Origin of the sequence: Winogradskyella sp. PE311, assembly GCF_046545555.1 — a bacterium.
In the GTDB taxonomy this organism is placed as follows: domain Bacteria; phylum Bacteroidota; class Bacteroidia; order Flavobacteriales; family Flavobacteriaceae; genus Winogradskyella.
Genome location: NZ_JBHZTH010000001.1, coordinates 670942 through 695510, shown reverse-complemented (window position 1 = coordinate 695510; position 24569 = coordinate 670942). Strand labels below are relative to the sequence as shown.

Below are 24569 nucleotides of genomic sequence, written 5' to 3'. Positions count from 1 at the left end.
CTTTACACAACTCCTTGTGCTAGCATAGCATCAGCAACTTTAACAAAACCTGCAATATTTGCTCCTGTAATATAATCAATAGATCCATCGTCTTTTTTTCCATAGGCGACACAAGAATCATGGATATCTTCCATAATATCTTTTAATCTATCATCAACTTCTTTTCTAGACCAGCTTAAACGCAATGAATTCTGGCTCATTTCTAAACCAGAAGTTGCTACACCACCTGCATTAGAGGCTTTACCTGGTGCAAATAAAATTTTGGCATTTTGAAACTCATGTATTGCCTCTGGAGTCGAAGGCATGTTTGCACCTTCCGATACACACATACAACCATTATTAATAAGCTCTTTTGCTTCATCACCATTTAATTCATTCTGAGTAGCACAAGGAAGAGCAATATCACATTTAACTGACCAAGGTCGTCCGCCTTTTACATACTTAGCATTTGGGTACTTATCAATATATTCACGTATTCTACCTCTTTTTTCATTTTTAATAAACATTACGTGCTTCAGTTTATCAGAATTGATACCTTCTTCGTCTAAAATATATCCTCCAGAATCAGACAGAGTTAAAACAGTCGCTCCTAATTCTATAGCTTTTTCAGCGGCGTACTGTGCTACGTTACCTGAGCCAGATATAACAACTGTTTTTCCGTCAAATGAATCGTCCTTAAGCTTTAACATGTTCTGTGCGAAGTAGACCGTACCATAACCTGTTGCTTCTGGTCTAATTAAAGATCCTCCCCAAGAAGCTCCTTTACCGGTTAATACACCCGTAAACTCATTTTTAAGTTTTTTGTATTTTCCAAACATAAAACCAATCTCTCTACCACCTACACCAATATCTCCTGCTGGTACATCCGTATTAGGACCGATATGTCTAAATAATTCACTCATAAAAGCGTGACAAAAACGCATAATTTCGTTATCAGATTTACCTTTAGGGTCAAAATCTGATCCACCTTTACCTCCTCCCATCGGAAGGGTTGTTAGGCTGTTCTTAAATACCTGCTCAAAAGCTAAAAATTTAAGTATACTAGCATTCACCGTAGGGTGAAAACGCAAACCTCCTTTATAGGGTCCAATAGCTGAGTTCATCTGAATTCTATACCCTCTATTTACTTGGATTTCGCCTGAATCATCAACCCAAGAGACTCTAAAAGAAATTAATCTTTCTGGTTCTACCATTCTTAAAAGAATGTTTTTACCATGATAAATATCGTGTTTAACGATATACGGAATAACTGTTTCTGCAACTTCGCGTACTGCTTGCAAAAATTCTGGCTCATGGCCATTACGTTTTTCGACAAGTTCTAGAAACGCATCAATTTTATCTTTCATATAAAAAATTGTTAAGAAATTGTGGTTTATTGCCCACAAAGATACATTATCTGTAAAAATAACGGCTTATTTTTTTTATATTCTCAATTATTTTTAAAATTAAAAGATTGTATTAATTTTCCTCTAAACAATAAGTATTTTGCATTTTGTCCCTTTTATTTTATCTTTTGTCGAGTTTTTATATATTTGTTCGGCAAAGGCTAATAATCCCCGAGCTTTATGGCAATGAATATTAAAAAATCTATCATCGCATTAGTATTGTTTTTATCTATACAATCTACTTATGCTCAATTAGGATTTTCTCACGAAATAGGCGCTTTTGTAGGTCCAATTGCGTTTAAATCTGATTTCGGAATACGTAATGATTTTGAGACCAATTCTGGTAACACAGGTATAGCTATAGGTATTGTGCATTATATTAATTTTGCATACCGTGCCGATTGTAATTGTTATACTACAGATAAGTATTTTAACGATCATTTTAAATTACGAACTGAAATTTCTTGGAACAGAACAGAACTCGAACATATAGGAAAATGGGTCGATGAAGATAGACAAACCGAAGAAGCAGAGCAATTAAGGAGTCATACTGGCCAAGCCCAAAACTGGGACATTGGTATGCAATTAGAATATTTTCCTTTAAGTATTAGAGCATTTTCGGCAGGAGCTTATTCTTTTGCTCCTTTTATATCTGCTGGTGCGCACTTCGTTTCTTATAATCCATCTGTTGCAACAACATTTGGTGATGGTAATATTAATAATAATGATAATTTCTACAATTTTTGGGATGATGCCTCTGGCGGAGACCCCTTTGTTAGCAGTGAAAGTGGGACCACTTGGTCTGTAGTAACGAGTATAGGTACACGATATAAGCTATCAGTCCTCTCTGATCTTTTTGTTGAATTAAGAGGTCAATATTATTTTACTGACTTTATCGATGGTTTAGATCATAAACTAGCATCAAATAAAAATAATGATTGGAATGTTTGGCTAAACTTTGGCTACATTTATTATTTAGATTAAATGATGTAAAACATAAATAAAAAAGACCAAATCAAATGATTTGGTCTTTTTTATTACCTCTTATTTATAGCAATTACCTAATCGCCTGATTTAAATCAGTAATTAAATCTTCTGAATCCTCTATACCAACACTTAGTCTTATTAAAGAATCTACAACACCAATTTTTTCGCGTTCTTGTTTAGGAATACTAGCATGTGTCATACTTGCAGGATGCCCAGCTAAGGACTCGACTCCACCTAGAGATTCTGCTAAAGTGAATAGTTTTAAATTTTCTATAATCTTTATTGCCTTTTTATAATTATTCCCTTTTGTTGTAAAAGATACCATACCACCAAAGTCACTCATCTGAGTCTTTGCTATTAGATGATTTGGATGGTTTTTAAAACCTGGCCAATAGACGTTTTCTATTTTAGGGTGTGCAGCCAAATACTGAGCAACTGCTTTACCATTTTCACAATGTCGTTGCATACGTACATGAAGTGTTTTAATACCTCTTAATGCTAAAAACGCATCTTGCGGACCACATATGGCGCCACTTGCATTTTGAATAAAGTATAAACGATCCGCTAAATCCTTATTGTTTACTACTAAAGCTCCCATAACCAAATCACTATGACCTCCGAGATATTTTGTAGCAGAATGCATTACAATATCAGCTCCTAAATCTAGAGGCTTTTGTAAATAAGGTGTTGCAAAGGTATTATCTACTGCTAAAAGCAAATTGTGCTTTTTTGAAATCTTGGCTGTAGCAATAATATCGATGATATTCATCATTGGGTTGGTTGGCGTTTCCACCCAAATCAGCTTTGTATTAGTATTAATATAGTTCTCAATATTTTCGACATTTTCCATACATAAGAAATGAAATTTAATACCAAAATCTTTATATATTTTAGTAAACAAACGATATGACCCACCATATAAATCATTTGTTGAAATAACTTCGTCACCTGGCTTTAATAACTTTAAAATAGCATCAATAGCAGCTAAACCAGAAGCAAAAGCTAAGCCATATTTACCATTTTCTATACTGGCAAATGAATTCTCCAAGGCATGCCTTGTAGGATTATGTGTTCTAGAATATTCATACCCTTTATGACCACCTGGTGTTGATTGTGCGTATGTAGAAGTTTGATAGATTGGCGGCATTACTGATCCATAAGCAGGATCGCATTGCTGTCCACCATGTATTGTTTTTGTATTAAATTTCATAGTAATAGTATTAAAATCTGTCCAAAAAAAAGCAAGTACTTAAAACAAATTTAATCTATAATTCGTTCTATTTAAATCGATGCTATACCTTTATTCACAGTTTAACAAAACCCAATTCTTGTGAAGCGTATTATTTTATTTTCCGTCATTATATTACTAATTAATTCTTGCAGCAACGAATTTAAGCCCGTTAACTTTGAAATTACATCTATTGAAAATTCTTTTGAATCTGAAATTTCAGTCATCTATGACAAAGCTTCTGAGAATGATGAAATAAGTAAAAAAATTAATTTTAAGATTGAAGAAACTATAATCTCAACGCTGAGTTTCCCCGAAAAGAAAACCAATCTTAGAGCTGTTTTAGAAGATTTTGATACAGAATACCTTAAATTCAAAAGTGATTTTCCCGAAGAATCAGAACCAATTTGGGAACTTCACATTGAAACCGAAAAAACATACCAATCTGAAGATGTTATAACACTTGCAATAAGTACCTACGAATATAAAGGTGGTGCTCACGGAAATGATAAAATTAAATTTTTGAACTTAAATGCCAAAACAGGGGACATATTGAATCAAAAAGACATTCTAAAAAATTCTAAAGTGTTTGAAACAATAGCCAAAACATATTTTTTGAAAAATCTTGAAAATAGAGATGAAAATCTAAAAATGGAAGATTACTTTTTTGGTAAACCATTTCAACTTCCCGAGAATATAGGTTTTAGCGATGACGGTTTAGTTCTACTTTACAACACCTATGAAGTGGCCTCATACGCTCAAGGTTATACCGAATTTGTAATCCCTTTTGATGAATTGGAAGACCAACTAATAATTAATTAAACTGTTTTTTTAGTAAGCCGTTTTATAATAGGTTCAACCGTTAAACCTTGGCCAACAATTGAGACTATTACTACAATGTATGTTATTACCAAAAATAATTCTCTATGCATTTCTTGAGTGAGGCTTAATGCTAACGCAATAGAAATCCCTCCTCTTAATCCTCCCCATGTCATTATAAGATTGGTCTTAGGAACAAAGTCTAGTCGTTTAGAAAAGAATTTAATTGGTAACCACAAAGAAATATAACGACACATTAAAATAATAGGCACAGCTAATAAACCTGCATAAATATATTTACCTTCTAAGGTTAAAATAAGCATTTCCATACCAATCATTACAAACAGCATAGTATTTAGCAAAACATCCACGAGTTCCCAAAATTTATCTACATATGTTTCGGTTGTCTTGGACATAGCAGTGTTTCTTACAGTATCGTTACCAACAATTAACCCTGCCGTTACCATAGCTAATGGTGCAGATAAATGAAAATTGTGTGCTAACATTGTACCTCCCATAACAGTTGCGATTGTTAAAATAACCTCCACTTCGTAATTGTCAATTGATTTCATTAAACGATAAGTCACCCAACCCAGAATTAAACCCAAAGCAATACCTCCAAATACCTCTTTACCAAATAAAGTAGCGATATCTGTAAAAACTATGTCTGCATTAGGTTGAGCTGCAATAGCGAATATTGTAAGAAACACAACAACACCTACTCCATCATTAAATAAGGATTCGCCAACTATTTTTGTTTCTAGTTTTTTTGGAGCGCCAGCTTTTTTTAGTATTCCTAGCACTGCAATAGGGTCTGTTGGCGAAATTAAAGCACCAAACAAAAGGCAGTATATAAATTCTATATTTAATCCTATTAATTGTAATACATAAAACATAACTATACCAACTAAAAAAGTAGATACTAAAACACCTAAAGTTGCAAATGCTAAAATTGGTCCACGTTGTATTTTTAGCTGATTAAAATTAGTATGCAATGCACCAGCAAAGAGCAGAAAACTCAGCATAATATCTAGTAGAACAGTTTCAAAATCAATACTAGAAATAAATGCTTTTTCTCTTAGAAGTAGGCTATTATCAAATTGAGCTATAACAACAACCGCAACAGTAAATACTATTGTTATTAGCATTAGACCAATGGTTATTGGAAGTTTTAAAAACTTTACATTTATATATCCAAATATACCTGAGAGGACTATTAAAATTGTTGCTATTGAGTAATATTCCATTATTTAAAGTGATTTTCTAAGTGCTAAAATATAACCTAAATGAATGCCTTCATGAAAATTATTGAAATCAAGTGCTTCTTCAACGTTACTTAATATACTTTTTGTGGTGACAGTATACTGATTATATGTATGAAAAATATTTTTGTCATAATCTTCTTTGGTTTTTTCAATCGTAGAAAAAAGCAATCCTTTTATCGCATCTACTTCTGCTTGGGACAAATCACCTTCCGTTTTTGTTCCCTTTTTGTAAGCATCAACCATATCCTCTGATAGCAGCATAGGAAGACCTGATAACTTATAAACCAATAATTGCTGTGTGACAATTGTATGTGCAATATTCCAAATAATATTATTATTAAAACCTAGAGGCACTTTATTCAGTTCTTCTAAGGTGTGATTTTCTATAAATGTTTTTAATAATTTCCTATTTTTTAGAGCAATATCAAATGCGTATTCCATGTGATTATATTTTTATTAAATGTAGTTAAAATTAGTATTAATTAAGGTTACTTTGTACTTTCAAATTTAAATCATAAGTCGATTATAAAAAGTTAAAGTTCCACGTATTAATAAAAAAATGAATATTAAAAAAGTATACTATTTAAGTACCTGTGATACCTGTAAACGTATCATTAAAGAACTCTCTCTTCCTACAGATTTTCAATTTCAAGATATAAAAACAGAGGTTATAACTAACTCGCAAATTGAAGTTATGAGAGAACTAGCAGAAAGTTATGAAAGTTTATTTAGCAAACGCGCAAGACTTTATAAAGAATTGGAACTTAAAGAAAAATCTTTAACCGAAGAAGATTATAAAACTTATATTTTAGACCATTATACATTTCTTAAACGCCCTGTTATCATATTTGACAATCAAATTTTTATTGGTAATTCAAAAAAAACTATTGAAGCCGCAAAATTAGCCATACATGAATAGTCGAGGATTTGCAATTTTTGCTGTATTTATGGTTCAGTTATTATATGGACTTAACTACACTATTGCAAAAGGAGTAATGAATGAAAATTACATTAAACCATTTGGCTTTGTTTTATTAAGAGTTGCTGGAGCCACTATTTTATTTTGGTTAATGAGTCTTTTTCTACCTAAGCAAAAAGTTGATAAAAAAGACTACTTCAAATTCTTTATTGCTGCAATTTTCGGAGTAGTAATTAATATGCTTTTCTTCTTTAAAGGATTAGAGTATACTTCGCCAATACATGCTTCTTCTATAATGATAATAGTACCTATTATTATTTTAGTTCTTTCTTCTATAATGCTCAAAGAAAAGGTTACCAATTTGAAGATTTTAGGAGTAATCTTGGGTGTTATTGGAGCATTAATTTTAACTATTTACGGCAAGTCAGCAAGGCCTGGTGATAATGTACCTTTAGGAAATTTACTTATACTGTTAAATGCTATTTCTTATAGCATATATGTTATTTTAATTAAAAAATTAACAGCTAAATATCATCCATTTACTTTTATCAAATGGTTGTTTTTATTTGGACTAATAATTTTAATTCCATTTGGGTACAATGAATTAGACGCAGTAGAATGGCAGTCTTTTAAGCCATACACTACCTTCTCTGTTTTATTTGTTATTATTGGTGCTACCTTTGGCACCTATTTATTTAATCCGATAGCGCTTAACAAGTTGAAAGCATCAACAGTTGGTATATTTATATATCTACAACCCGTAATTGCTGGCCTTTTTGCACTTGCAATGGGTGTAGACTTTATAGATGCTGTAAAAATTATAGCTATGCTCGTAATATTCTTAGGAGTATATTTAGTTTCTAAGAAATCAAAGAAGAGTACTTAATTTGTCATTAAAATCAGAAATATTTAAGAGCATAGATAACATTCCCCAATCATTTTGGGATAATCTCGATTGTTGCAATAATGTATATTACTCCTTGGACTTTTTACGAGCTTTCGAAATTGCTAATAGTGATATAGAATTTAATTATATTTTTATTTTAAAAAATGAAAAAGCTGTAGCTTTTGCTAATACCCAAATTGTAACTATTGGAATTGAAACAATTACACAAAATATTAAAATGTCTAATAAGATTAAACGAATAGTTAACAATATGTTTTGTAACAATCAAATTCGTGTTTTGTTTTGTGGAAATGTTTTTTTAAGCGGAGAATACGGAACATTTTTAAAGGAAGGAGAACCAAAAATTGAGACTTTTAACGCCATTGCTAAGGCAGTAAAAAAACTATATAAATGTAAAAGATTACATACTATTTTTATAAAAGATTTTGAAGAAAAATCACTGTACATTACAGATCATTTAACCTCATTTGACTATGCCTCAATGCAGGTAGAACCCAATATGATTATTAACTTACAGACTAGTTGGTTATCCTTTGAGGACTATACAAATCAATTAAAATCTAAATATAGAGTAAAAGCAAATAGAGCTGATGCAAAAAGTGAAGCATTAAAAGCAATTATATTTACAAAATCAGATATTAAAAATTATAAGGAACAGCTACAAGAGCTATATCAAAACACTATTGATAATGCTGATTTTAATGCTCAAATCTTAAATTTAGACACCTATATTAATCTTAAAAACAGTTTTAAAGATCAATTTATTGTAAAAGGTTATTTTTTCAATGAGAAGCTTGTAGGATTTCTATCCGCAATGCAAAATGGAAAAAACTTAGATGCTCATTTTATTGGAATTGATTATTCTAAAAATAAAGAACTTGCAATATATCCTAGAATATTAAATGACTATGTTAGGCTTGGTATTAGTACAAAATCTAATCAGATTAATTTAGGCAGAACTGCTTCTGAAATTAAAAGTACATTAGGTGCTGTACCAAAAACATTAACCTGTTATTGTAAACATAAACGTTATTTGCCTAATAAGATTTTAAAACCTTTTATAAAAAACGTAAAGATAAAATCATTTAAACAGCATCAACCATTTAAATAGAGATTATAGTACCATTGGTTTTGGTTTTACACCATGCTCGCGTGTATCTGATTTTGTAAGTATTTTAAAACTCTTCGATTTAGGAAATTTTTCAGCTAATTTTAATAAGTCTTTGGGCAAACTAGTTAATTTTCTTGCTTTTAAATCTATCCAACCGCCTTGCATTTCACAATAGGCTAGATTTTCTCCTTTTTCATTATAAAAATTATGCTCAAACATAAAAAACATACCGTCCTCACTTAAACCAGAAACCTCGATTGTTACTGTTATTGGAGCTCCAATAAACGACTCTTTAAAATAATACATATGCTCGTAGAAAACTACAGGTCCCACACTATGCTTTTTTATTTCTGGCATAGAAAATCCTTGTTCACTAAAGAATGACATTCTTGCATGACTCATAAAATTAGTATACGCTGAATTGGCTAGATGGCTATTGGCATCTACATCACTCCATCGAATTTCAAACTGTTTCTTATACATAAGTTTAATTTAGATTTGTGATTACAAAGTTATAAAAGTCTGTAATGCTAACTGAAGGCTTTTCAAACTATTTAAATAGGTCGTTAACTATTCAATTTTGTACCTTTGTGCAACTTAAATAATATCATTTAATGATACAATCAATGACTGGTTATGGGAAAGCTGTATTACAGCTCCCAACAAAAAAGATATCTATAGAATTAAAATCGCTTAATAGTAAGAGTTTAGACGTTAACGCTCGTATGCCTTCTATGTATCGTGCTAAGGAACTCGGCATAAGAAAGCAGGTTGCTAAGAATTTAATGAGAGGTAAAGTTGATTTTTCTCTTTTTGTAGAAATCACAGGAGAAGATACAAGTTCTAGCATTAACAAAACTGTTGTTAATGAATATATCAAACAACTTAAAGATGTTGTTGACGGTGATACTACAGAATTATTAAAAATGGCAATCCGTTTGCCAGATGCCGTTACAACAGAACGTAACGATATCGATGAAGAAGAATGGTCAATAATAGCAAATGGCATTGACGAAGCTATTTCTAAAATTGTAGCATACCGCAAAGATGAAGGAGCTATTTTAAAACAAGATTTCGTAAACAGAATATCTACATTAAGTACATTACTCGATGCTGTAATAACAATGGATCCTGACCGCATCGATGGTGTGCGGGCTAGATTAAACAAAGGTGTAGCTGATCTTAAAGAAAAAGTAGATGAAAATAGATTTGAACAAGAACTTGTGTACTATATTGAGAAATTCGATATCACTGAAGAAAAAGTAAGATTAGATAATCATTTAAATTATTTTACTCAAGCTTTGAATTCTGAAGACTCAAATGGAAAAAAGTTAGGTTTCATTTCTCAAGAAATTGGTAGAGAAATTAATACTATCGGTTCAAAGTCTAATTATGCACCTATGCAGAAGTTAGTTGTGCAAATGAAAGACGAACTCGAAAAAATAAAGGAACAGTTATTGAATGTATTATAATAAAAAAAATAACTAGTGTCAGAATTAAAAACCAAAAAACAAGGTAAATTAATTGTTTTGTCAGCGCCATCTGGCTCTGGTAAAACAACAATCGTTCGTCATTTATTAAAACAAAAAGGTCTTAACTTAGAATTTTCTATTTCGGCTACTTCCCGAGAAAAAAGAGGTAATGAAATTCATGGTAAGGATTATTATTATTTATCCTTAAAAGAGTTTAAAAACAGAATAAAGAATGATGAGTTTTTAGAATGGGAGGAGGTTTATAGAGATAATTTTTACGGTACTTTAAAAACTGAAATTGCTCGAATTTGGGCGAAAGGAAAGCACGTTATTTTTGATATTGACGTATCTGGTGGATTAAGAATAAAACGAAAATTCCCAGAACAAACACTTGCAATTTTTGTGAAACCTCCAGATTTAAATGAACTAGTGAGACGTTTAAAAGATCGTGGAGAAGAAAGTGAAGAAAAAATAAGTATGCGAGTAGCAAAGGCACCTGCTGAGTTAGCTACAGCTCCCTTATTCGATGAAATAGTTATAAACGCTAACCTAGATGAAGCATTAGAAAATGCCTATCAACTGGTTTCAGAATTTTTAGCTAATTAATATGAAGATTGGATTGTATTTTGGTACGTTTAACCCAATACATATTGGGCACTTAACTATAGCCAACCATTTAGCTGAGCACAGTGACTTGGATCAAGTTTGGTTTGTCGTAACACCTCAAAGTCCATTTAAAAAGAAAAGTACCTTGCTAGATAATCACCAACGTTTAGAGATGGTTTATATAGCAACTAAAGATTATAAAAAACTTAGACCAAGTGATATTGAATTTGGTTTAAAGCAACCCAATTATACCATCGATACTTTGACTTACCTTTTTGAAAAATATCCTGAACACACATTTGATTTAATAATGGGAGAGGATAATTTAAAGAGTTTTCATAAATGGAAAAACTACGAACTCATTTTAGAAAATCATAGTATATATGTTTACCCGAGATTATCTAAAGGTAACATTGAAACTCAATTTAAAAATCATTCTAAGATTTTTAACATTTCTGCGCCAATAATGGAGCTATCTTCGACGTTTCTTAGACAAGAAATTAAAGCTGGAAGAAACGTAAAACCGATGTTACCCGATAATGTGTGGCATTATATAGACGAAATGAATTTTTACAAATAATTCTAAATTAAATCTCTTAAAACTAAACTATTAAGCAAAGAATACGCTATTTTTATTCTTATAACAAGCAACAAAATAAATGACTTTTACCCTAATTTTTCTTACCCTAATTATTACGTTTATAGTATTCAAAACCAGGAACATTGTTCTTAGAAATAATTTAAATTCTAATAACGAAAAGCGTGTTTTGATTACTAGTGTTTTAATTGTTTTATTTTTAATAACAAACGTTACACTACCTTATCCTGAGTCTCTATATTGGTTTATTGGTCTTGGAGTAGTTGCAACTGCTTTTATTCTATCTTTTCCTATTCTTAAGAAAGAGATGAAACGATTCGTTGCTTTAAATACAAAAAATAAGATTGTGAATATTTTATTCTACAGTCTTTTGGTTGTAATTACTAATATTTTTCTTTAAAAATGATAGAAAGCATTTTCTAAATGCTCTATTATAAATTTTTCTTTTTCTTTTACAATTGCTATAATATCAAAACGCACTTCAATATCTAAGTCATTTTCAGTTACGTATTCATCGACTGCTTTTACCAAATTTTTAATTTGTTTTGGCTTTACAAAATCTTGAGGATTTCCAAAATCTAGAGTAGATCGTGTTTTAACTTCTACTATGGCCAGTATGTTTTCTTTTTTGGCAATGATATCTACCTCAGCCTTATCAAAACGGTAATTACGTTCTATGATTTCGTAATTATTTTTAATTAGAAAATCTACTGCTAACTGCTCCCCTTGTTTTCCTAATTCATTATGTTGTGCCATTTCACTAAAATAAAAAAATAGTATTACTTTTAAGTCATAAACTTAATACCACAAGACATCTATTTAATATTTGACTTTCCTTTTAGCTTTAATCAAAAAAGTTCTTTGCTCTTAGTATTCTTTTTTCATGGCATCGTTTTCTCTTTTTTACTACTACGAAAAGGTCTAAGTTATAATAATAAAGCTAGTAAATGGCTTAGCTTATTACTCCTATTATATACGATGTACATCTCTCCATATATGCTTGGCTATGCAAATTGGTACTCGAGCGGTGTCACAAGAGAAATTCTTTTTTTTGTTCCATTTATGCAAGTATTATTAATCGGGCCCGTAGTTTATTTCTATACTAAAAGTCTTCTAAACCCAACATTTAAAATTACTCGCAAAGATTATCTTCATTTTATTCCTGCACTACTATATGCTATTTACAGTTTAATAATATTTGTAACTGATAAGCTAATTTTAGATGCGTATTATTTCTATGAAGATGGCAGAGACAAAGACTTAGCAAACTGGTATCAAATAGCTGGTCTTATATCTATGGCTTTATACTTAACATTTAGTCTGCGTTATTATTTTAGCTACAGAAAACTTGTAGTAGAAAAGGTTAGTTATGCAGATACTTTACTCTTTATATGGATTCGTAACTTCATGATTGCGTTTTTAGGAATTTTAATATTACGTGTATTATTCTTTATTCTTAATCCTGAGTGGGGAAATTTTGGAAGCCAATTCTGGCACTATATAGCCTTTTCATTTATTTTTTATTATATAACTATTACAGGTTACAGTAATATTATTAAACAAACAACTTTAAGAAATGAAAAACTTATAGTGGTTAACGTTTTTGAAGAAGATTATATAGTTTCAAAGAACGAAATAAAACCAAATAATATTGAACAAGATATTTCAAAATGGAAAGAGAAGCTCTCTAATTTAATGATTGAAGAACATATATTCGAAAATCCACGTTTAACACTTTTAGACGTTGCTAATGAATTAGGCACAACAGCAAAAACTATATCTACGGTTGTAAACTCGGGATTTAATATGAATTTCAATGATTTTGTAAATTATTACAGAATTGAAGCTATAAAAAATAAACTAAATAATGGTGAGCAAACCACGTCAACGTTATTAGGTATAGCCTTAGATTGTGGTTTTAATAGTAAAGCAACATTTAATAGAGCGTTTAAAAAAAGTACATCCTTATCTCCTAAGGCATATTTAGAAAAATTAGATAAAAAATAGGTCTCAAATCAAGATTTGAAGCGCTTAATCGAGGATTATACTAGATCTTTGAATCAAATATTAATTCATCATGAAAAAAATAATCAAATTTCTAATCCTTCTTATTTCCATTTCATCTTTTTCGCAAAACGAACTAAAAAAGATTGACTCAATAATTAACTCAAAAATTAGTGACAATGATCCAGGGTTAATGGTTGGCATAGTAAAAGATGGCGAAATCATTTATGAAAAATATCGTGGATTGGCCTATCTACAGTATCAAATAAAAATGGATGAGAAAACAAAATCAAACATCGCGTCCACTGCAAAACAATATACAGCATTAATGATCTTAGATCTAGCACAACGTAAAAAACTAGATTTAGAAGATGATATTAGACATTATCTTCCTACACTTTATAAATCAGTAACTGATAAAATAAAAATTAGACATGTTCTTAATCATACAAGTGGAATTAGAGATTATTGTGATCTTATGGGATTACAAAATGACATTTGGTGGAAAAAGGTAGGTCTCAAAAATGATGATGTTATAAATCTTTTAGAAAAACAACAAGACTTAGCTTATAAACCAGGTTCACAATATGTTTATAGCAATTCTGGCTATGTTATATTAGCAGAAATTATTGCAAAAGTCTCGGAAAGAAAATTTACAGATTATTCAAAAGAGTTTTTCCGTAACTTAGGAATGAAAGAAACATTATTTATTGAACGTTACGCAGGTATCATTCCTAATAGAGCAGAACCTTATGGTGATTGGGGTGACGGTATTTGGCTACAAACACCAACAGTAACAAAAACTGCGGGAGAAGGATTTTTATACACTACCTTGAAAGACCAATTGCTATTTGAGCAAGCCGTACAAAATGCAAATAAAAACACACTATTAATAAAAAGTCAACTACCTATTCCTAATAGTGAAATTGAGACCTATGGTTTTGGGTTAGAACTTAGTAACTTTCTAAACCGAAAAGCAGTACATCATAGTGGCGCAACTGGTGGCTATAACTCACAAATGGTTCGTTTCCTAGACGAGAAATTAAGCATTTTTGCGATGAGCAATAATGGTAATATATCAACTAACTTAATTATTAGAGAGGTTGCTCGCCTTCTACTTCCCGAAATAAAACAGAAAGAACTGTACAACGGTCGATTATTTGAAAAAGAAAAAAATAACCAATCACAAATTGTAGGTCAATATCATAGTAAAAATGATTATTTGACCAGAATTGTAATGGAAGAAGGTAAAATTTATTTTAAACAAGGAAAAAACCTTAGTATTGAACTTATACCAGAAACAAAGAATAAATTTCATCTCGATTATGACCTAAAAACAAAGTTAGTTTTTTATAAGGAGGAGATGGTTTTATTTGAGCCATCAGGGAAAACATCTATTTATAAAAGAAGTAATGAAGAAAAAGAAGTGTCTTTTACAGATTTAAAAAGTTTTGTTGGCACTTATTTTAGTGCAGAATTAGGAATGAGCTTTCAATTATCATTGAGTAATGAAAATCAACTAAAAATAAATTTTTCAAATAGGAACGGTGAGCGAGATGTTGAGGTTTTTAATAAAAATGAATTACTTTCTCGTAATTTCACTTTAAAAGCAAATAGAGACCAATTTGGGCGAGTATCTGAGATATTCTTAAGCCTAGGTAGGGCAAAAAACAATAGATTTATCAAAAAGACAAATTTAAAGTTTCAGCCAAAAATTAAAACTGATAACGGTTACATACAAGTCACTACAATTTCGAGTAATCATGGTGATACCTCAGATATTCTTTTAACAAAAAATGAATCTGACGGAAATGAAATTTGGTTTAAACAATTTGGCGGTAATAGCTATGATAAGGCAAGTTCTATCTTAGAAATAAAAGATGGATATTTAATCATTGGTTCTACAAGTTCTTATGGTGAGGGCAATTATGATATGTTTGTAATAAAAACCGATAAAGAGGGAAATAAAGTTTGGCAAAACACTTATGGCACATTTGGAAATGAATATGGATATACAGCCGAAAAAACAGGAAATGGTTTTTTAATTAAAGGGACCATTCAAAAGTGTACATCAAATTCAGATGTGTTTAACAGATCGTGCAAAACCAATGTTTGGTTTGTTTCTATTGATAAATATGGTAAAGAAATATCTAACGAAATCTTAGAAGAAATTGAGTGATTTAAATTTAATTTACTCTATAAAGGAAATACTAGATTTTGTTTTACTCACCTTCAATTCTATTTGTCTTCCTAAGATCAATGCTCTATTATCCTTCTCATGTCCTGCGGGCATATTAAAAGTAACTGGGAAATCATAATCTTTTAATGCGTCTAAAATAAGTTGCTCAACAGAAGTTCCCCAAAGGGTAGTATTTTTTCGCATTCTAGACATATCACCAACTATTAAACCTTTACAATTATCAAAATAGCCAGCACGTTTTAAACTCTGAAGCATCCTATCTATATGGTATTTATACTCCCCAATTTCTTCAATAAAAAGAATTTTGCCGGAAACATCAATACTTTCTTTAGAACCCAACATTGTATGAAGCATCGTTAAATTACCTCCAACTAGCTCACCAGAAGTATTACCAATTCTATTATAATTTGAGCCTTCTATAGTATAGTTTATTGGGCTGCCAAATAAAGCAGATTTAAAGGTCTCTAAAGCACTCTTAACCTCATTTAGATCTTTGGTTAAACTTACACACATTAAAGCGTGTAAAGATTCAAAACCTTCATTATGTAATTGATTGTGCAGGGCCGTTATATCACTATATCCAATTACCCATTTCGGATTCTGATTAAATTTTTCGTAATCAAGTCTATCTAAAACTCTAACCGTGCCATAGCCTCCTCTTGCACACCAAATAGCACTAATTTTTGGATCATCCATGGCACTTTGTAAATCTTCACAACGCTCGTAATCAGCTCCAGCAAAATGATTAGATTTACTAAACACATGCTTACCTACGACAGGATGCAAACCCCAATCTTTTAATAAATCTACAGCTTGCTGTACTTCACGTTCACGATTGTTTAATATACCAGATGGTGCCACAATGGCAACCGTATCACCTACTTTTAAATAAGGTGGGCGAATCAGATTTGATGTCATTTCTTTAGAATTATCGGTTGTAACTTGTGCAAATATTAACCCGTTTAGAGCTAATTGTAATCCAAAAAACAAAAAAACAATTGAGTATCTCAAAGTCATAAATATCACTTTGTGTAAATATAAAAAGTAATATTTGAAGTATTTGTAATTTACATTTTTAATAAAATTTTAACTAAAAACATCCAAATTAATCTAACAAACCGTATATTAGTTAAGTCCCTTGCATTTTTTAAACTAGTTTAATTAAAATTCCTACTTATGAGTACATTTACAACCTGTATCACAGGTACATTGCAACCGTATGTACCATCTACTGAAAATCCTTGGAATGAGGAAAGGGTAAGACACGCATTTAGACGTATTGGCTATGATGCTAGTAAATCTATGATTACCAATGCATTAATCTCATCACCAAGTCAATTTATAGACCAATTAGTTAATGAATCTTTAAATGCTCCTAACTGGCCAGAACCAACTTGGGCAAATTTTACTAATGATGATTATGCTAATTTAGGGCTAGATTTTGATGACCAAACCCAAGCCAACCATCGAGAAGTTATGCTAGAGGTTATGAATCAGATGCAGACTACAGGTTTAAAAGGGCGATTAATGATGTTTTGGAGTAATCATTTTGTAACACGGTTAGAAGATTATTACACGAGTAACCATTTGTATGAATATTACAAGACTATTGAATTATATGCCTTAGGTAATTTTCAAGAGTTTGTAAGAGATATTGGTATAACAAGTGCTATGCTTGTTTTTTTAAATGGGTATGAAAACACAAATAATAGCCCTAACGAAAATTATGCTCGCGAATTATATGAACTGTTTACACTTGGTGTTGATAATGGTTATACCGAACAAGATATTGTAGAAACTTCTAGAGCACTTACAGGTTATAATCATAGACAAAATTGGACCTATCCCATAAATTATAACAATAGCACATTTGATAATAACGACAAAACTATTTTTGATCAAACGGGGAATTGGACATACGACGATGTAATTAATATTCTGTTTCAACAAAGAGCGCCGCAAATTGCAGAACATATTTGCAGAAAATTGTATTCTTATTTTGTAAGCGCAACTGTAAATGAAGATGTAGTAAGTGATATGGCGGTACTATTTGTTTTAGATTTTAATATTGAAAATATTTTAAAAACATTATTTAAGAGTGAACATTTCTTTGATACTAAGTCCATAGGCACCCAAATTAAGAGTCCTTATGATATGACAATGTCATATTTAAAAATTACCAATTTCAGTATGCAAGAAGATCAGTTTGAAGGCTTCTTGTGGTATAATAATATGTTAGGGCAACAAATGTTTGAGCCTATTGATGTTGCAGGTTGGCAAATGGACAGAGATTGGATTAACTCTAGTACACTTACTGGTAGATGGCAAATTCTCCAATGGACTATCTGGCATACATGGAATAATTTTAATGAAGAACTTAGAACTTTTGCTATTGAAAGCTCAGGTAATAGTAACGATCCTTATGTAGTTACCAAAAGTATTATTGATCGTTTTGTTCCTTTAGATTTATTTTCACCTATAGAATACCAAACAGCTACTGACGTATTTAAGCATAACCTTCCAGAAAATTATTATGAAGACCAAATATGGAATTTACAATACCAATCTGTCCCTTATCAAGTAGTTTTACTATTGCTTCACCTTATTAAAATCCCAGAATTTCAACTCAAATAACCTACTATTATGTGCAATCACGACCCAAAACAAGATTCAAAATTCGGAACAAGCGCTCACGATGAAGAGCACAAAAAATGGAATCGACGATCATTTTTACAGGCCTTAGGTCTTACTGGTGCTGGTACAATGATGCTAGGAGGTATGCCGCTTTCAGCATCTAGCGATTCAAAATTAGCAGCGGCAATAAGTAATTCTGAAACAGACAGAATTCTTGTTATTATTAGACTAAAAGGTGGTAATGACGGGCTTAATACTATTGTTCCTCTTTACGATTACGACACTTATGCAGCAAATAGACCTAATATTAGACACACTCAAAGTCAGGTTACAGCGTTAACACCCGACTTCGGATTTCCGACATATATGAACGATTTGTTAAATCTTTGGGACACAGGAGGTATGAAGGTTGTGCATGGCGTAGGTTACGAAAATCAAAGTCAATCCCATTTTGCAGGATCAGATATATGGGCTTCAACAGACCAAACAAACGGCGCTCAAACAGGTTGGCTAGGAAGACATTTTGAAGAACTTTATCCAGAATATCTAATTAACCCTCCTAGTGTACCTGCTGCGGTACAAATTGGTAGTATAGGTAATTTAATATTTGAAGGGGATTCTAATAATTATGCCTTTTCAGTTGCCAATCCAAATCAGTTAGAAGCTATTGCTCAGAGTGGAACAGTGCATGACATGTCTAGTTTTCCAGATTGTATTTATGGTGATCAATTACAATTTATGAGAGGTACTACAAATACCACCTATCAGTATGCTGGGACTATACATGAAGCCTATACTGAGGGAGTTAATAGTTCTGAGTATATGGATTCAGAATTAGGGCAACAACTTTCAATCGTTGCACGTCTTATAAAAGGTAACTTAGGTACAAAGGTATATATGGTAACCTTAGGTAGTTTTGATACCCATGCCAACCAAGTTAACAATCATAGAAATTTATTAATCGACTTAGCCAATTCAATTAAACTATTCTATGAGGATTTAGCCCAAGCTGGTTTAGACGACAAAGTTCTTTCAATGACAATTAGTGAGTTTGGCCGTCGTATTTATGAAAACGGTTCTAATGGAACCGATCACGGTAAAGCTGCACCATTAATGCTATTTGGACCTGCTATTGAAGGTAATGGCTTTGTAGGACAGCATCCCGATTTAAATGAAAGTAGCGGTAACTTAGGGTATACTCAAGATTTTAGAGAAGTTTATGCTAGTATTTTACAAGAATGGTTGTGTGTAGATTCTAACTTGGTAAACGAAGCCTTATTAAATACAACTTATGCCAGAGTTGATCTCGGATTTAATTGTGATGCTCTTAGTGTCGATGATTTTAATCAAAACAGATTTAAACATCAAGTTATTTACACAGAAACCGATAGTATTATTTATATAAAAAATCCATATACACAACATACGGTAATAAAGCTATACGATATTATGGGACGAACCATCGCAACCCTTAAAAATGAAATGCTATTCGCAGGAGAACATAGCATAAGCGTAAAAAATACAGTTGCTAAGAAATTAAGTACTGGTCAGTATATTTATCGCATTTCTGTAGGTAATCAAAACTTTAGTAAGTCCCTCATAATAAGATAAAAATTAATAAAACAAAGAAAAGAAAGCCTTCAGTGATAACTGAAGGCTTTTCGTTTTTTAACTTAGGAGTAAAGTTGTAATTTTGCGCTTCATATTAATCGAACATTCATGTCTAAAAGATATACTATAACAGCAGCATTACCATATACAAATGGTCCTATTCATATTGGCCATTTAGCCGGTGTTTATGTACCTGCTGATATATATGCGAGATATCTAAGATTAACAGGTAACGATGTTGCTTTTATTTGCGGAAGTGATGAACACGGAGTACCAATTACTATTAAAGCAAAAAAAGAGGGTGTTACACCACAGGATATTGTAGATAAATATCATGCAATTATCAAAACATCTTTTGAAGAATTTGGTATAACATTTAATAATTACTCGCGCACTTCAGCAAAGATACATCACGATACAGCTTCAGAATTTTTTAAAACCTTATATGATAAGAATGAGTTTGTAGAAGAAGTTTCTGAGCAATTATATGATGCTGAAGCAAATCAATTTTTAGCAGATCGTTTTGTAATTGGTACTTGTCCTAAATGTGGTAATGAAGAAAGTTATGGAGACCAATGTGAAAATTGTGGAACAAGCCATAATGCAACTGATTTAATAAATCCAAAATCAGCGATAACTGGTAATGTCCCAAGTTTAAAAGAAACTAAGCACTGGTTTCTTCCATTAAATAAGCATGAAGAATTCCTAAAAGAGTGGATTTTAAAAGGGCATAAAAAAGATTGGAAACCAAATGTATATGGCCAAGTAAAGTCTTGGATTGACGATGGCTTAAGACCAAGAGCTGTAACGCGAGATTTAGATTGGGGAATTCCGGTACCTGTAGAAGGAGGAGAGGGCAAAGTATTATATGTTTGGTTTGATGCACCTATAGGTTACATTTCTGCTACAAAAGAGTGGGCAGAGCGTGAAGGAAAAAATTGGGAGGACTATTGGAAAAATGAAGAAACTACTTTAGTTCACTTCATTGGCAAGGATAATATTGTATTTCACTGTATTATTTTTCCATCTATGCTTAAAGCGGAAGGCTCTTATATTTTACCCGAAAATGTACCTGCAAATGAGTTTTTAAATTTAGAAGGTAATAAATTATCAACTTCTAAAAATTGGGCAGTTTGGTTACCAGAATATTTAATAGACTTTCCTAATCAACAAGATGTTTTACGCTATGCGCTAACAGCTAATGCTCCTGAAACAAAGGATAACGATTTTACATGGAAAGATTTTCAAGCAAGAAACAACAACGAGCTTGTAGCTATTTTCGGAAATTTTATTAATCGAGTTTCAGTATTAACAAACAAATACTATGATGGTTTTGTGCCACAACCTTCAACTTATAAGGATATTGATGAAACGACCTTAGAAAAATTGAAAGCATATCCTGCTGTGATATCTAGTTCTATTGAACGTTATCGTTTTAGAGAAGCGAGCCAGGAGCTTATAAATTTAGCAAGACTAGGTAACAAATATCTTGCAGATGAAGAACCATGGAAAACGGTTAAGAACGATCCTAAGCGCACTAAAACTGTTATGTTTATTGCCCTTCAGATTTCTTCGGCATTAGCAACCTTGAGTGAACCATTTTTACCATTTACATCTACCAAATTAAAAGGTATTTTAAATATTTCGGGGAGTGAACTCGATACTTCATGGAACGCTATTTCTACAAAAGAGATCTTATTACCTAGTGGGCACCAACTTCAGGAAGGAAAAGCAGATTTACTTTTTTCACAAATTGAAGATTCTCAAATTGAAACACAATTGGCAAAATTAAAAGCTAGCAAAAAGGCAAACGAGGCATCTAAAAAAGTGATAGAACCTCAAAAAGAAGAAATTACTTTTGATGATTTTACAAAACTAGACATTAGAGTCGGTACTATTTTAGAAGCAGAAAAAATGCCTAAGACTAAAAAACTATTAGTCTTAAAAGTAGATACAGGTATGGATACTCGAACTATCGTTTCAGGTATTGCAGAAAGCTTTACACCAGATGAAGTTATTGGGAAACGTGTTACTGTTTTAGTCAATTTAGCTCCACGCGCACTTCGTGGTGTAGAAAGTCAGGGTATGATTTTAATGACTGAAGACGAAGGTGGCAACTTAGTATTTGTTAATCCAGATATAAACGAGGTCTCTAATGGACTAAAGATTAGTTAGTGGACAAACCAAATCTGAAATAAAAACTTTAATACTAGGCCTATTTTTAAGTGCTATATCATCTATTTATCATAATAGAAATAGTTATTGATAACGGTTTTAACAAATAAAGCTTATATCAAAAAAATACGCGTCTTACAAAGCGATGGAATATAACCCCTTTGATAATTAGATGTTTAACTATAAAATATAGTTAAAACTGCTGTCTATGGTATAGTTTTTGTGTAACTTTTGGTTTAAAACCAGCTATCATGAAAAAAACACTACTTCCTCTCAAAACTTCATTTTTAGTTATCGCTTTTTTGTTTATCAATAAGTCTTTTACACAGCATTCTCAAGATGTTCTCAACGACTATATTACATACGCTGAGGCTCCTAGAGAACTCGCCTATGTTCACCTCAACAAATCCACCTTTATAGAAGGTGAAATGATGGGGTTTACGGCTTATATTATTGATAAATTCTCTAAGTCAACTTCAAAGGAAACTCAAAATCTATATTGCACCATTAATGACGAAAATGGAAATGTAATAAAGAAAAAACTCTTAAAAGTAGAAAATGGTGTAACCTCAAATGTTTTCTATATAGATAGCACATTATCTTCAGGTGTATTTACTTTTAAAGCATATACAAACTGGATGCGCAATTTCAGCGAACCTAATCATTTCCAACAAACCTTTAAAGTTATAAATGCAGATAATAACAATACAATAAAACCGATAACACCTAAAGATTTTGATATTGATCTTCAAATTCTTGGTGAAGGTGGTCACATACTTTATAATGTTAAAAACACCGTTGGTATTATTGCTAAAAATCAGTTCGGAAAAGGCATAAAAAATGCACGTGGCGTAATTTTAGATAGTTCTAATAATGTAGTTGCTAAATTTCTATTGAATGAAGTAGGCGTAGGAAAAACAATTTTTATTCCTAACTCTAAGGAATCCTATTTTATAACCTTAGAAACAGCTACCAAAACACTCAAAAAACCTATAAATGATATTAAGCTATTAGGAGTGGTAATGTCCGTATTACCTTCTAAAGAAAATTTAATCCTAAACCTAAAAACAAATCAACAAACTTTAGAAAACAGCACTAATCAAAACTTTAAAGTAGGACTGCATAATGGGCATAATATGTTGCTGACTTATGTAAGTCTCAATAAAAACGGAGAAGCCATTTTATTATACCCAAAGGAAGAACTAAATTCTGGTATAAACATATTTACAGTATTTAATAATGATGATCAGCCTATTTTAGAACGTCTTTACTTTAATAATAACTTTAAGAAAACAGAATTAACTAAAGTAAAAGTGAAGCCTTCTAAAGATAGTTTGTCTGTAAAACTTAATCTTAAAAATCTCACAAACTCCGATAACTCATCGCACCTAAGTGTATCTGTATTGCCAGTTGCAACAAAGTCTTATAATCATAACAACAATATCTTCTCTCAATTATACATTCAACCTTATGTTAATTCTACGATTGAAAATGGAGCAATGTATTTTGATAGCAACAATAAAAGAGCTTCATATAACTTAGATTTATTAATGTTAACTCAAGGTTGGTCTAGCTATGATTGGACTAAAATTTTTAATTATAATGATAAGTTTATTTACCCCTTTGAGCGTGGTATAGATATCGTAGCTAATATAAATAAGAGTAAAAACGGAACATATTTAGTATATCCAAACAGAAGTGGTAATACCCAATTATTTAATATTGCAAATAACGAAAAAGAGTTTACTATAAAATCTGTTTTCCCAAATGAGAAAGAAAAATTAAGAATAGGGTTTATAGAAAATGAAAAGACAAGTTTTAATAAAAAACCAACCTTAGCACTGCAATATTTTCCAAACTCTTTTCCTTTATTCTCGAAAGATTATAAAATAATAGAAGAGTCATATACCCTCAATGACTATTATGTAAAGGGCAGAAATGAGAATAAATCTTGGGATATAAATAAAGTGGAAGCCCTAGATGAAGTTGTTGTAAAAGCAGATAAAAGATATACAAAGTTCGAAGAATTAAAACAAAAAGCAATTGTATCTCGATTTGAGTTTATTGAAGAAAACATAAAACTTAGAGGCATGCGTATAGATCTTTATCTGCAACGCCTAGGTTGGGCTACAGACTTTGATATATTTTCTGGTAAATTAAGTATTATTAACCCTAGAGGTACTTCGAAAGACAAAACTCCTTTAGTTTACTTGGACGGAGCACTATTAACAACCTCTGGTAAAGATTCTGATTTTGGTATTTTAACCTTTCTTACGATGGACTCAATTGATTATATTGAGTATGAATTGTATGGTATTGGAGGTGGAATAAGAGGTAATGCTGGTTTCATTAAAATCTTTACTGGCACACGTTACAATGAATTAAATCCTATAGATAATGTTGTCACCTACGAGGCACCTTTAAATTTTAGCAAAGACAAAACATTTTATACTCCTAAATATTATTCTTACAAGACAGATTTCTTTAAGGAATATGGAACTGTTGGTTGGTTACCAAAACTAGATATTGAAAACGGTATTGCAGAATTTAAAGTGCCAAATATTAAGTCTACAGACATCACACTTTATATAGAAGGTGTTCTAAATGAAAACCAACTGATTTCTCAGAAAATAACAGTCAATAGATAA

The 24569-nt window shown here is 31.4% G+C and carries 21 protein-coding genes; 14 read left to right on the top strand and 7 right to left on the bottom strand.

The features are described from left to right. Positions 1-2 precede the first annotated feature (2 nt). A complete protein-coding gene (gdhA, locus tag ACFWU4_RS03025; protein ID WP_411124731.1) occupies positions 3-1346 on the bottom strand; it encodes an NADP-specific glutamate dehydrogenase in 1344 nt (447 codons plus the stop codon). Between the two features lie 225 nt (positions 1347-1571). On the opposite strand from gdhA, the gene ACFWU4_RS03020 reads away from it, so the two are divergent. Further along, the gene (locus ACFWU4_RS03020; protein WP_411127218.1) at positions 1572-2369 is read left to right on the top strand and encodes a THC0290_0291 family protein; all 798 of its coding nucleotides are present in this window, start codon (positions 1572-1574) and stop codon (positions 2367-2369) included. A 73-nt stretch (positions 2370-2442) separates the two neighbouring features. On the opposite strand, the gene ACFWU4_RS03015 is transcribed toward ACFWU4_RS03020, so the two are convergent. Then, a complete protein-coding gene (locus ACFWU4_RS03015; RefSeq protein ID WP_411124729.1) occupies positions 2443-3582 on the bottom strand; it encodes a cystathionine gamma-synthase in 1140 nt (379 codons plus the stop codon). A gap of 120 nt (positions 3583-3702) precedes the next feature. On the opposite strand from ACFWU4_RS03015, the gene ACFWU4_RS03010 reads away from it, so the two are divergent. Continuing rightward, positions 3703-4422 (top strand): DUF3298 domain-containing protein, encoded by a 720-nt coding sequence (locus ACFWU4_RS03010; RefSeq protein WP_411124727.1) that lies wholly within the window; start codon positions 3703-3705, stop codon positions 4420-4422. On the opposite strand, the gene ACFWU4_RS03005 is transcribed toward ACFWU4_RS03010, so the two are convergent. After that, the gene (locus ACFWU4_RS03005) at positions 4419-5666 is read right to left on the bottom strand and encodes a cation:proton antiporter (RefSeq protein WP_411124725.1); all 1248 of its coding nucleotides are present in this window, start codon (positions 5664-5666) and stop codon (positions 4419-4421) included. The two genes, ACFWU4_RS03010 and ACFWU4_RS03005, sit on opposite strands and share 4 nt — an antisense overlap. Positions 5667-5669: 3 nt before the next feature. Beyond that, positions 5670-6125, bottom strand: coding sequence for a DinB family protein (locus ACFWU4_RS03000; RefSeq protein ID WP_411124724.1), 456 nt, complete (start codon positions 6123-6125; stop codon positions 5670-5672). 124 nt (positions 6126-6249) lie between these two features. On the opposite strand from ACFWU4_RS03000, the gene ACFWU4_RS02995 reads away from it, so the two are divergent. The 3 genes from ACFWU4_RS02995 to ACFWU4_RS02985 all read left to right on the top strand — a co-directional run bounded on the left by ACFWU4_RS02995 (position 6250) and on the right by ACFWU4_RS02985 (position 8621). Beyond that, positions 6250-6603, top strand: coding sequence for an arsenate reductase family protein (locus tag ACFWU4_RS02995; protein WP_411127217.1), 354 nt, complete (start codon positions 6250-6252; stop codon positions 6601-6603). Next, positions 6596-7489 (top strand): DMT family transporter, encoded by an 894-nt coding sequence (locus tag ACFWU4_RS02990; RefSeq protein ID WP_411124722.1) that lies wholly within the window; start codon positions 6596-6598, stop codon positions 7487-7489. The genes ACFWU4_RS02995 and ACFWU4_RS02990 overlap by 8 nt, the downstream gene beginning before the upstream one ends. Positions 7490-7583: 94 nt before the next feature. Further along, positions 7584-8621, top strand: a complete 1038-nt coding sequence (locus ACFWU4_RS02985) for a hypothetical protein (RefSeq protein ID WP_411124720.1) — start codon at positions 7584-7586, stop codon at positions 8619-8621. Between the two features lie 3 nt (positions 8622-8624). Here the strand turns inward: ACFWU4_RS02985 and ACFWU4_RS02980 are convergent, their stop codons facing one another. Then, on the bottom strand, positions 8625-9104 hold the full coding sequence (locus ACFWU4_RS02980) for an acyl-CoA thioesterase (protein WP_411124718.1): 480 nt from the start codon (positions 9102-9104) through the stop codon (positions 8625-8627). Between the two features lie 131 nt (positions 9105-9235). On the opposite strand from ACFWU4_RS02980, the gene ACFWU4_RS02975 reads away from it, so the two are divergent. The 3 genes from ACFWU4_RS02975 to nadD are packed head-to-tail and all read left to right on the top strand — an operon-like array spanning position 9236 to position 11279. After that, positions 9236-10093, top strand: a complete 858-nt coding sequence (locus ACFWU4_RS02975; RefSeq protein WP_411124716.1) for a YicC/YloC family endoribonuclease — start codon at positions 9236-9238, stop codon at positions 10091-10093. 15 nt (positions 10094-10108) lie between these two features. Next, positions 10109-10699, top strand: coding sequence for a guanylate kinase (gene gmk / locus ACFWU4_RS02970; RefSeq protein WP_411124714.1), 591 nt, complete (start codon positions 10109-10111; stop codon positions 10697-10699). Position 10700: 1 nt separating this feature from the next. After that, a complete protein-coding gene (gene nadD / locus ACFWU4_RS02965) occupies positions 10701-11279 on the top strand; it encodes a nicotinate (nicotinamide) nucleotide adenylyltransferase (RefSeq protein ID WP_411124712.1) in 579 nt (192 codons plus the stop codon). A 414-nt stretch (positions 11280-11693) separates the two neighbouring features. Here the strand turns inward: nadD and ACFWU4_RS02960 are convergent, their stop codons facing one another. Continuing rightward, positions 11694-12053, bottom strand: a complete 360-nt coding sequence (locus tag ACFWU4_RS02960) for a YraN family protein (RefSeq protein ID WP_411124710.1) — start codon at positions 12051-12053, stop codon at positions 11694-11696. Positions 12054-12158: 105 nt separating this feature from the next. Between ACFWU4_RS02960 and ACFWU4_RS02955 the strand changes: the two genes are divergently transcribed. Together ACFWU4_RS02955 and ACFWU4_RS02950 are read left to right on the top strand one after the other, a co-directional pair. Continuing rightward, on the top strand, positions 12159-13304 hold the full coding sequence (locus ACFWU4_RS02955; RefSeq protein ID WP_411124708.1) for a helix-turn-helix domain-containing protein: 1146 nt from the start codon (positions 12159-12161) through the stop codon (positions 13302-13304). 70 nt (positions 13305-13374) lie between these two features. Then, complete coding sequence (locus ACFWU4_RS02950) at positions 13375-15480, top strand: serine hydrolase domain-containing protein (RefSeq protein ID WP_411124706.1); 2106 nt, start codon at positions 13375-13377, stop codon at positions 15478-15480. Positions 15481-15492: 12 nt separating this feature from the next. On the opposite strand, the gene ACFWU4_RS02945 is transcribed toward ACFWU4_RS02950, so the two are convergent. Continuing rightward, positions 15493-16518, bottom strand: coding sequence for an LD-carboxypeptidase (locus ACFWU4_RS02945; protein ID WP_411124704.1), 1026 nt, complete (start codon positions 16516-16518; stop codon positions 15493-15495). Positions 16519-16677: 159 nt separating this feature from the next. On the opposite strand from ACFWU4_RS02945, the gene ACFWU4_RS02940 reads away from it, so the two are divergent. From ACFWU4_RS02940 to ACFWU4_RS02925, 4 genes are all read left to right on the top strand, one after another. After that, complete coding sequence (locus ACFWU4_RS02940; protein ID WP_411124702.1) at positions 16678-18135, top strand: DUF1800 family protein; 1458 nt, start codon at positions 16678-16680, stop codon at positions 18133-18135. 9 nt (positions 18136-18144) lie between these two features. Continuing rightward, positions 18145-19746, top strand: coding sequence for a DUF1501 domain-containing protein (locus ACFWU4_RS02935; RefSeq protein WP_411124700.1), 1602 nt, complete (start codon positions 18145-18147; stop codon positions 19744-19746). Positions 19747-19854: 108 nt separating this feature from the next. Continuing rightward, positions 19855-21921: a methionine--tRNA ligase gene (gene metG, locus ACFWU4_RS02930; RefSeq protein WP_411124698.1), complete on the top strand. Its 2067-nt coding sequence runs from the start codon at positions 19855-19857 to the stop codon at positions 21919-21921. A 251-nt stretch (positions 21922-22172) separates the two neighbouring features. Beyond that, positions 22173-24569: a hypothetical protein gene (locus tag ACFWU4_RS02925; protein ID WP_411124696.1), complete on the top strand. Its 2397-nt coding sequence runs from the start codon at positions 22173-22175 to the stop codon at positions 24567-24569.

Excerpts from the sequence above, each read along its gene's own strand:
- gdhA (WP_411124731.1), bottom strand. The coding sequence starts at position 1,346 with ATGAAAGATAAAATTGATGCGTTTCTAGAACTTGTCGAAAAACGTAAT.
- ACFWU4_RS03020 (WP_411127218.1), top strand. The coding sequence starts at position 1,572 with ATGAATATTAAAAAATCTATCATCGCATTAGTATTGTTTTTATCTATA.
- ACFWU4_RS03015 (WP_411124729.1), bottom strand. The coding sequence starts at position 3,582 with ATGAAATTTAATACAAAAACAATACATGGTGGACAGCAATGCGATCCT.
- ACFWU4_RS03005 (WP_411124725.1), bottom strand. The coding sequence starts at position 5,666 with ATGGAATATTACTCAATAGCAACAATTTTAATAGTCCTCTCAGGTATA.
- ACFWU4_RS03000 (WP_411124724.1), bottom strand. The coding sequence starts at position 6,125 with ATGGAATACGCATTTGATATTGCTCTAAAAAATAGGAAATTATTAAAA.
- ACFWU4_RS02990 (WP_411124722.1), top strand. The coding sequence starts at position 6,596 with ATGAATAGTCGAGGATTTGCAATTTTTGCTGTATTTATGGTTCAGTTA.
- ACFWU4_RS02980 (WP_411124718.1), bottom strand. The coding sequence starts at position 9,104 with ATGTATAAGAAACAGTTTGAAATTCGATGGAGTGATGTAGATGCCAAT.
- ACFWU4_RS02975 (WP_411124716.1), top strand. The coding sequence starts at position 9,236 with ATGATACAATCAATGACTGGTTATGGGAAAGCTGTATTACAGCTCCCA.
- nadD (WP_411124712.1), top strand. The coding sequence starts at position 10,701 with ATGAAGATTGGATTGTATTTTGGTACGTTTAACCCAATACATATTGGG.
- ACFWU4_RS02960 (WP_411124710.1), bottom strand. The coding sequence starts at position 12,053 with ATGGCACAACATAATGAATTAGGAAAACAAGGGGAGCAGTTAGCAGTA.
- ACFWU4_RS02950 (WP_411124706.1), top strand. The coding sequence starts at position 13,375 with ATGAAAAAAATAATCAAATTTCTAATCCTTCTTATTTCCATTTCATCT.
- ACFWU4_RS02945 (WP_411124704.1), bottom strand. The coding sequence starts at position 16,518 with ATGACTTTGAGATACTCAATTGTTTTTTTGTTTTTTGGATTACAATTA.
- ACFWU4_RS02940 (WP_411124702.1), top strand. The coding sequence starts at position 16,678 with ATGAGTACATTTACAACCTGTATCACAGGTACATTGCAACCGTATGTA.
- ACFWU4_RS02935 (WP_411124700.1), top strand. The coding sequence starts at position 18,145 with ATGTGCAATCACGACCCAAAACAAGATTCAAAATTCGGAACAAGCGCT.
- metG (WP_411124698.1), top strand. The coding sequence starts at position 19,855 with ATGTCTAAAAGATATACTATAACAGCAGCATTACCATATACAAATGGT.
- ACFWU4_RS02925 (WP_411124696.1), top strand. The coding sequence starts at position 22,173 with ATGAAAAAAACACTACTTCCTCTCAAAACTTCATTTTTAGTTATCGCT.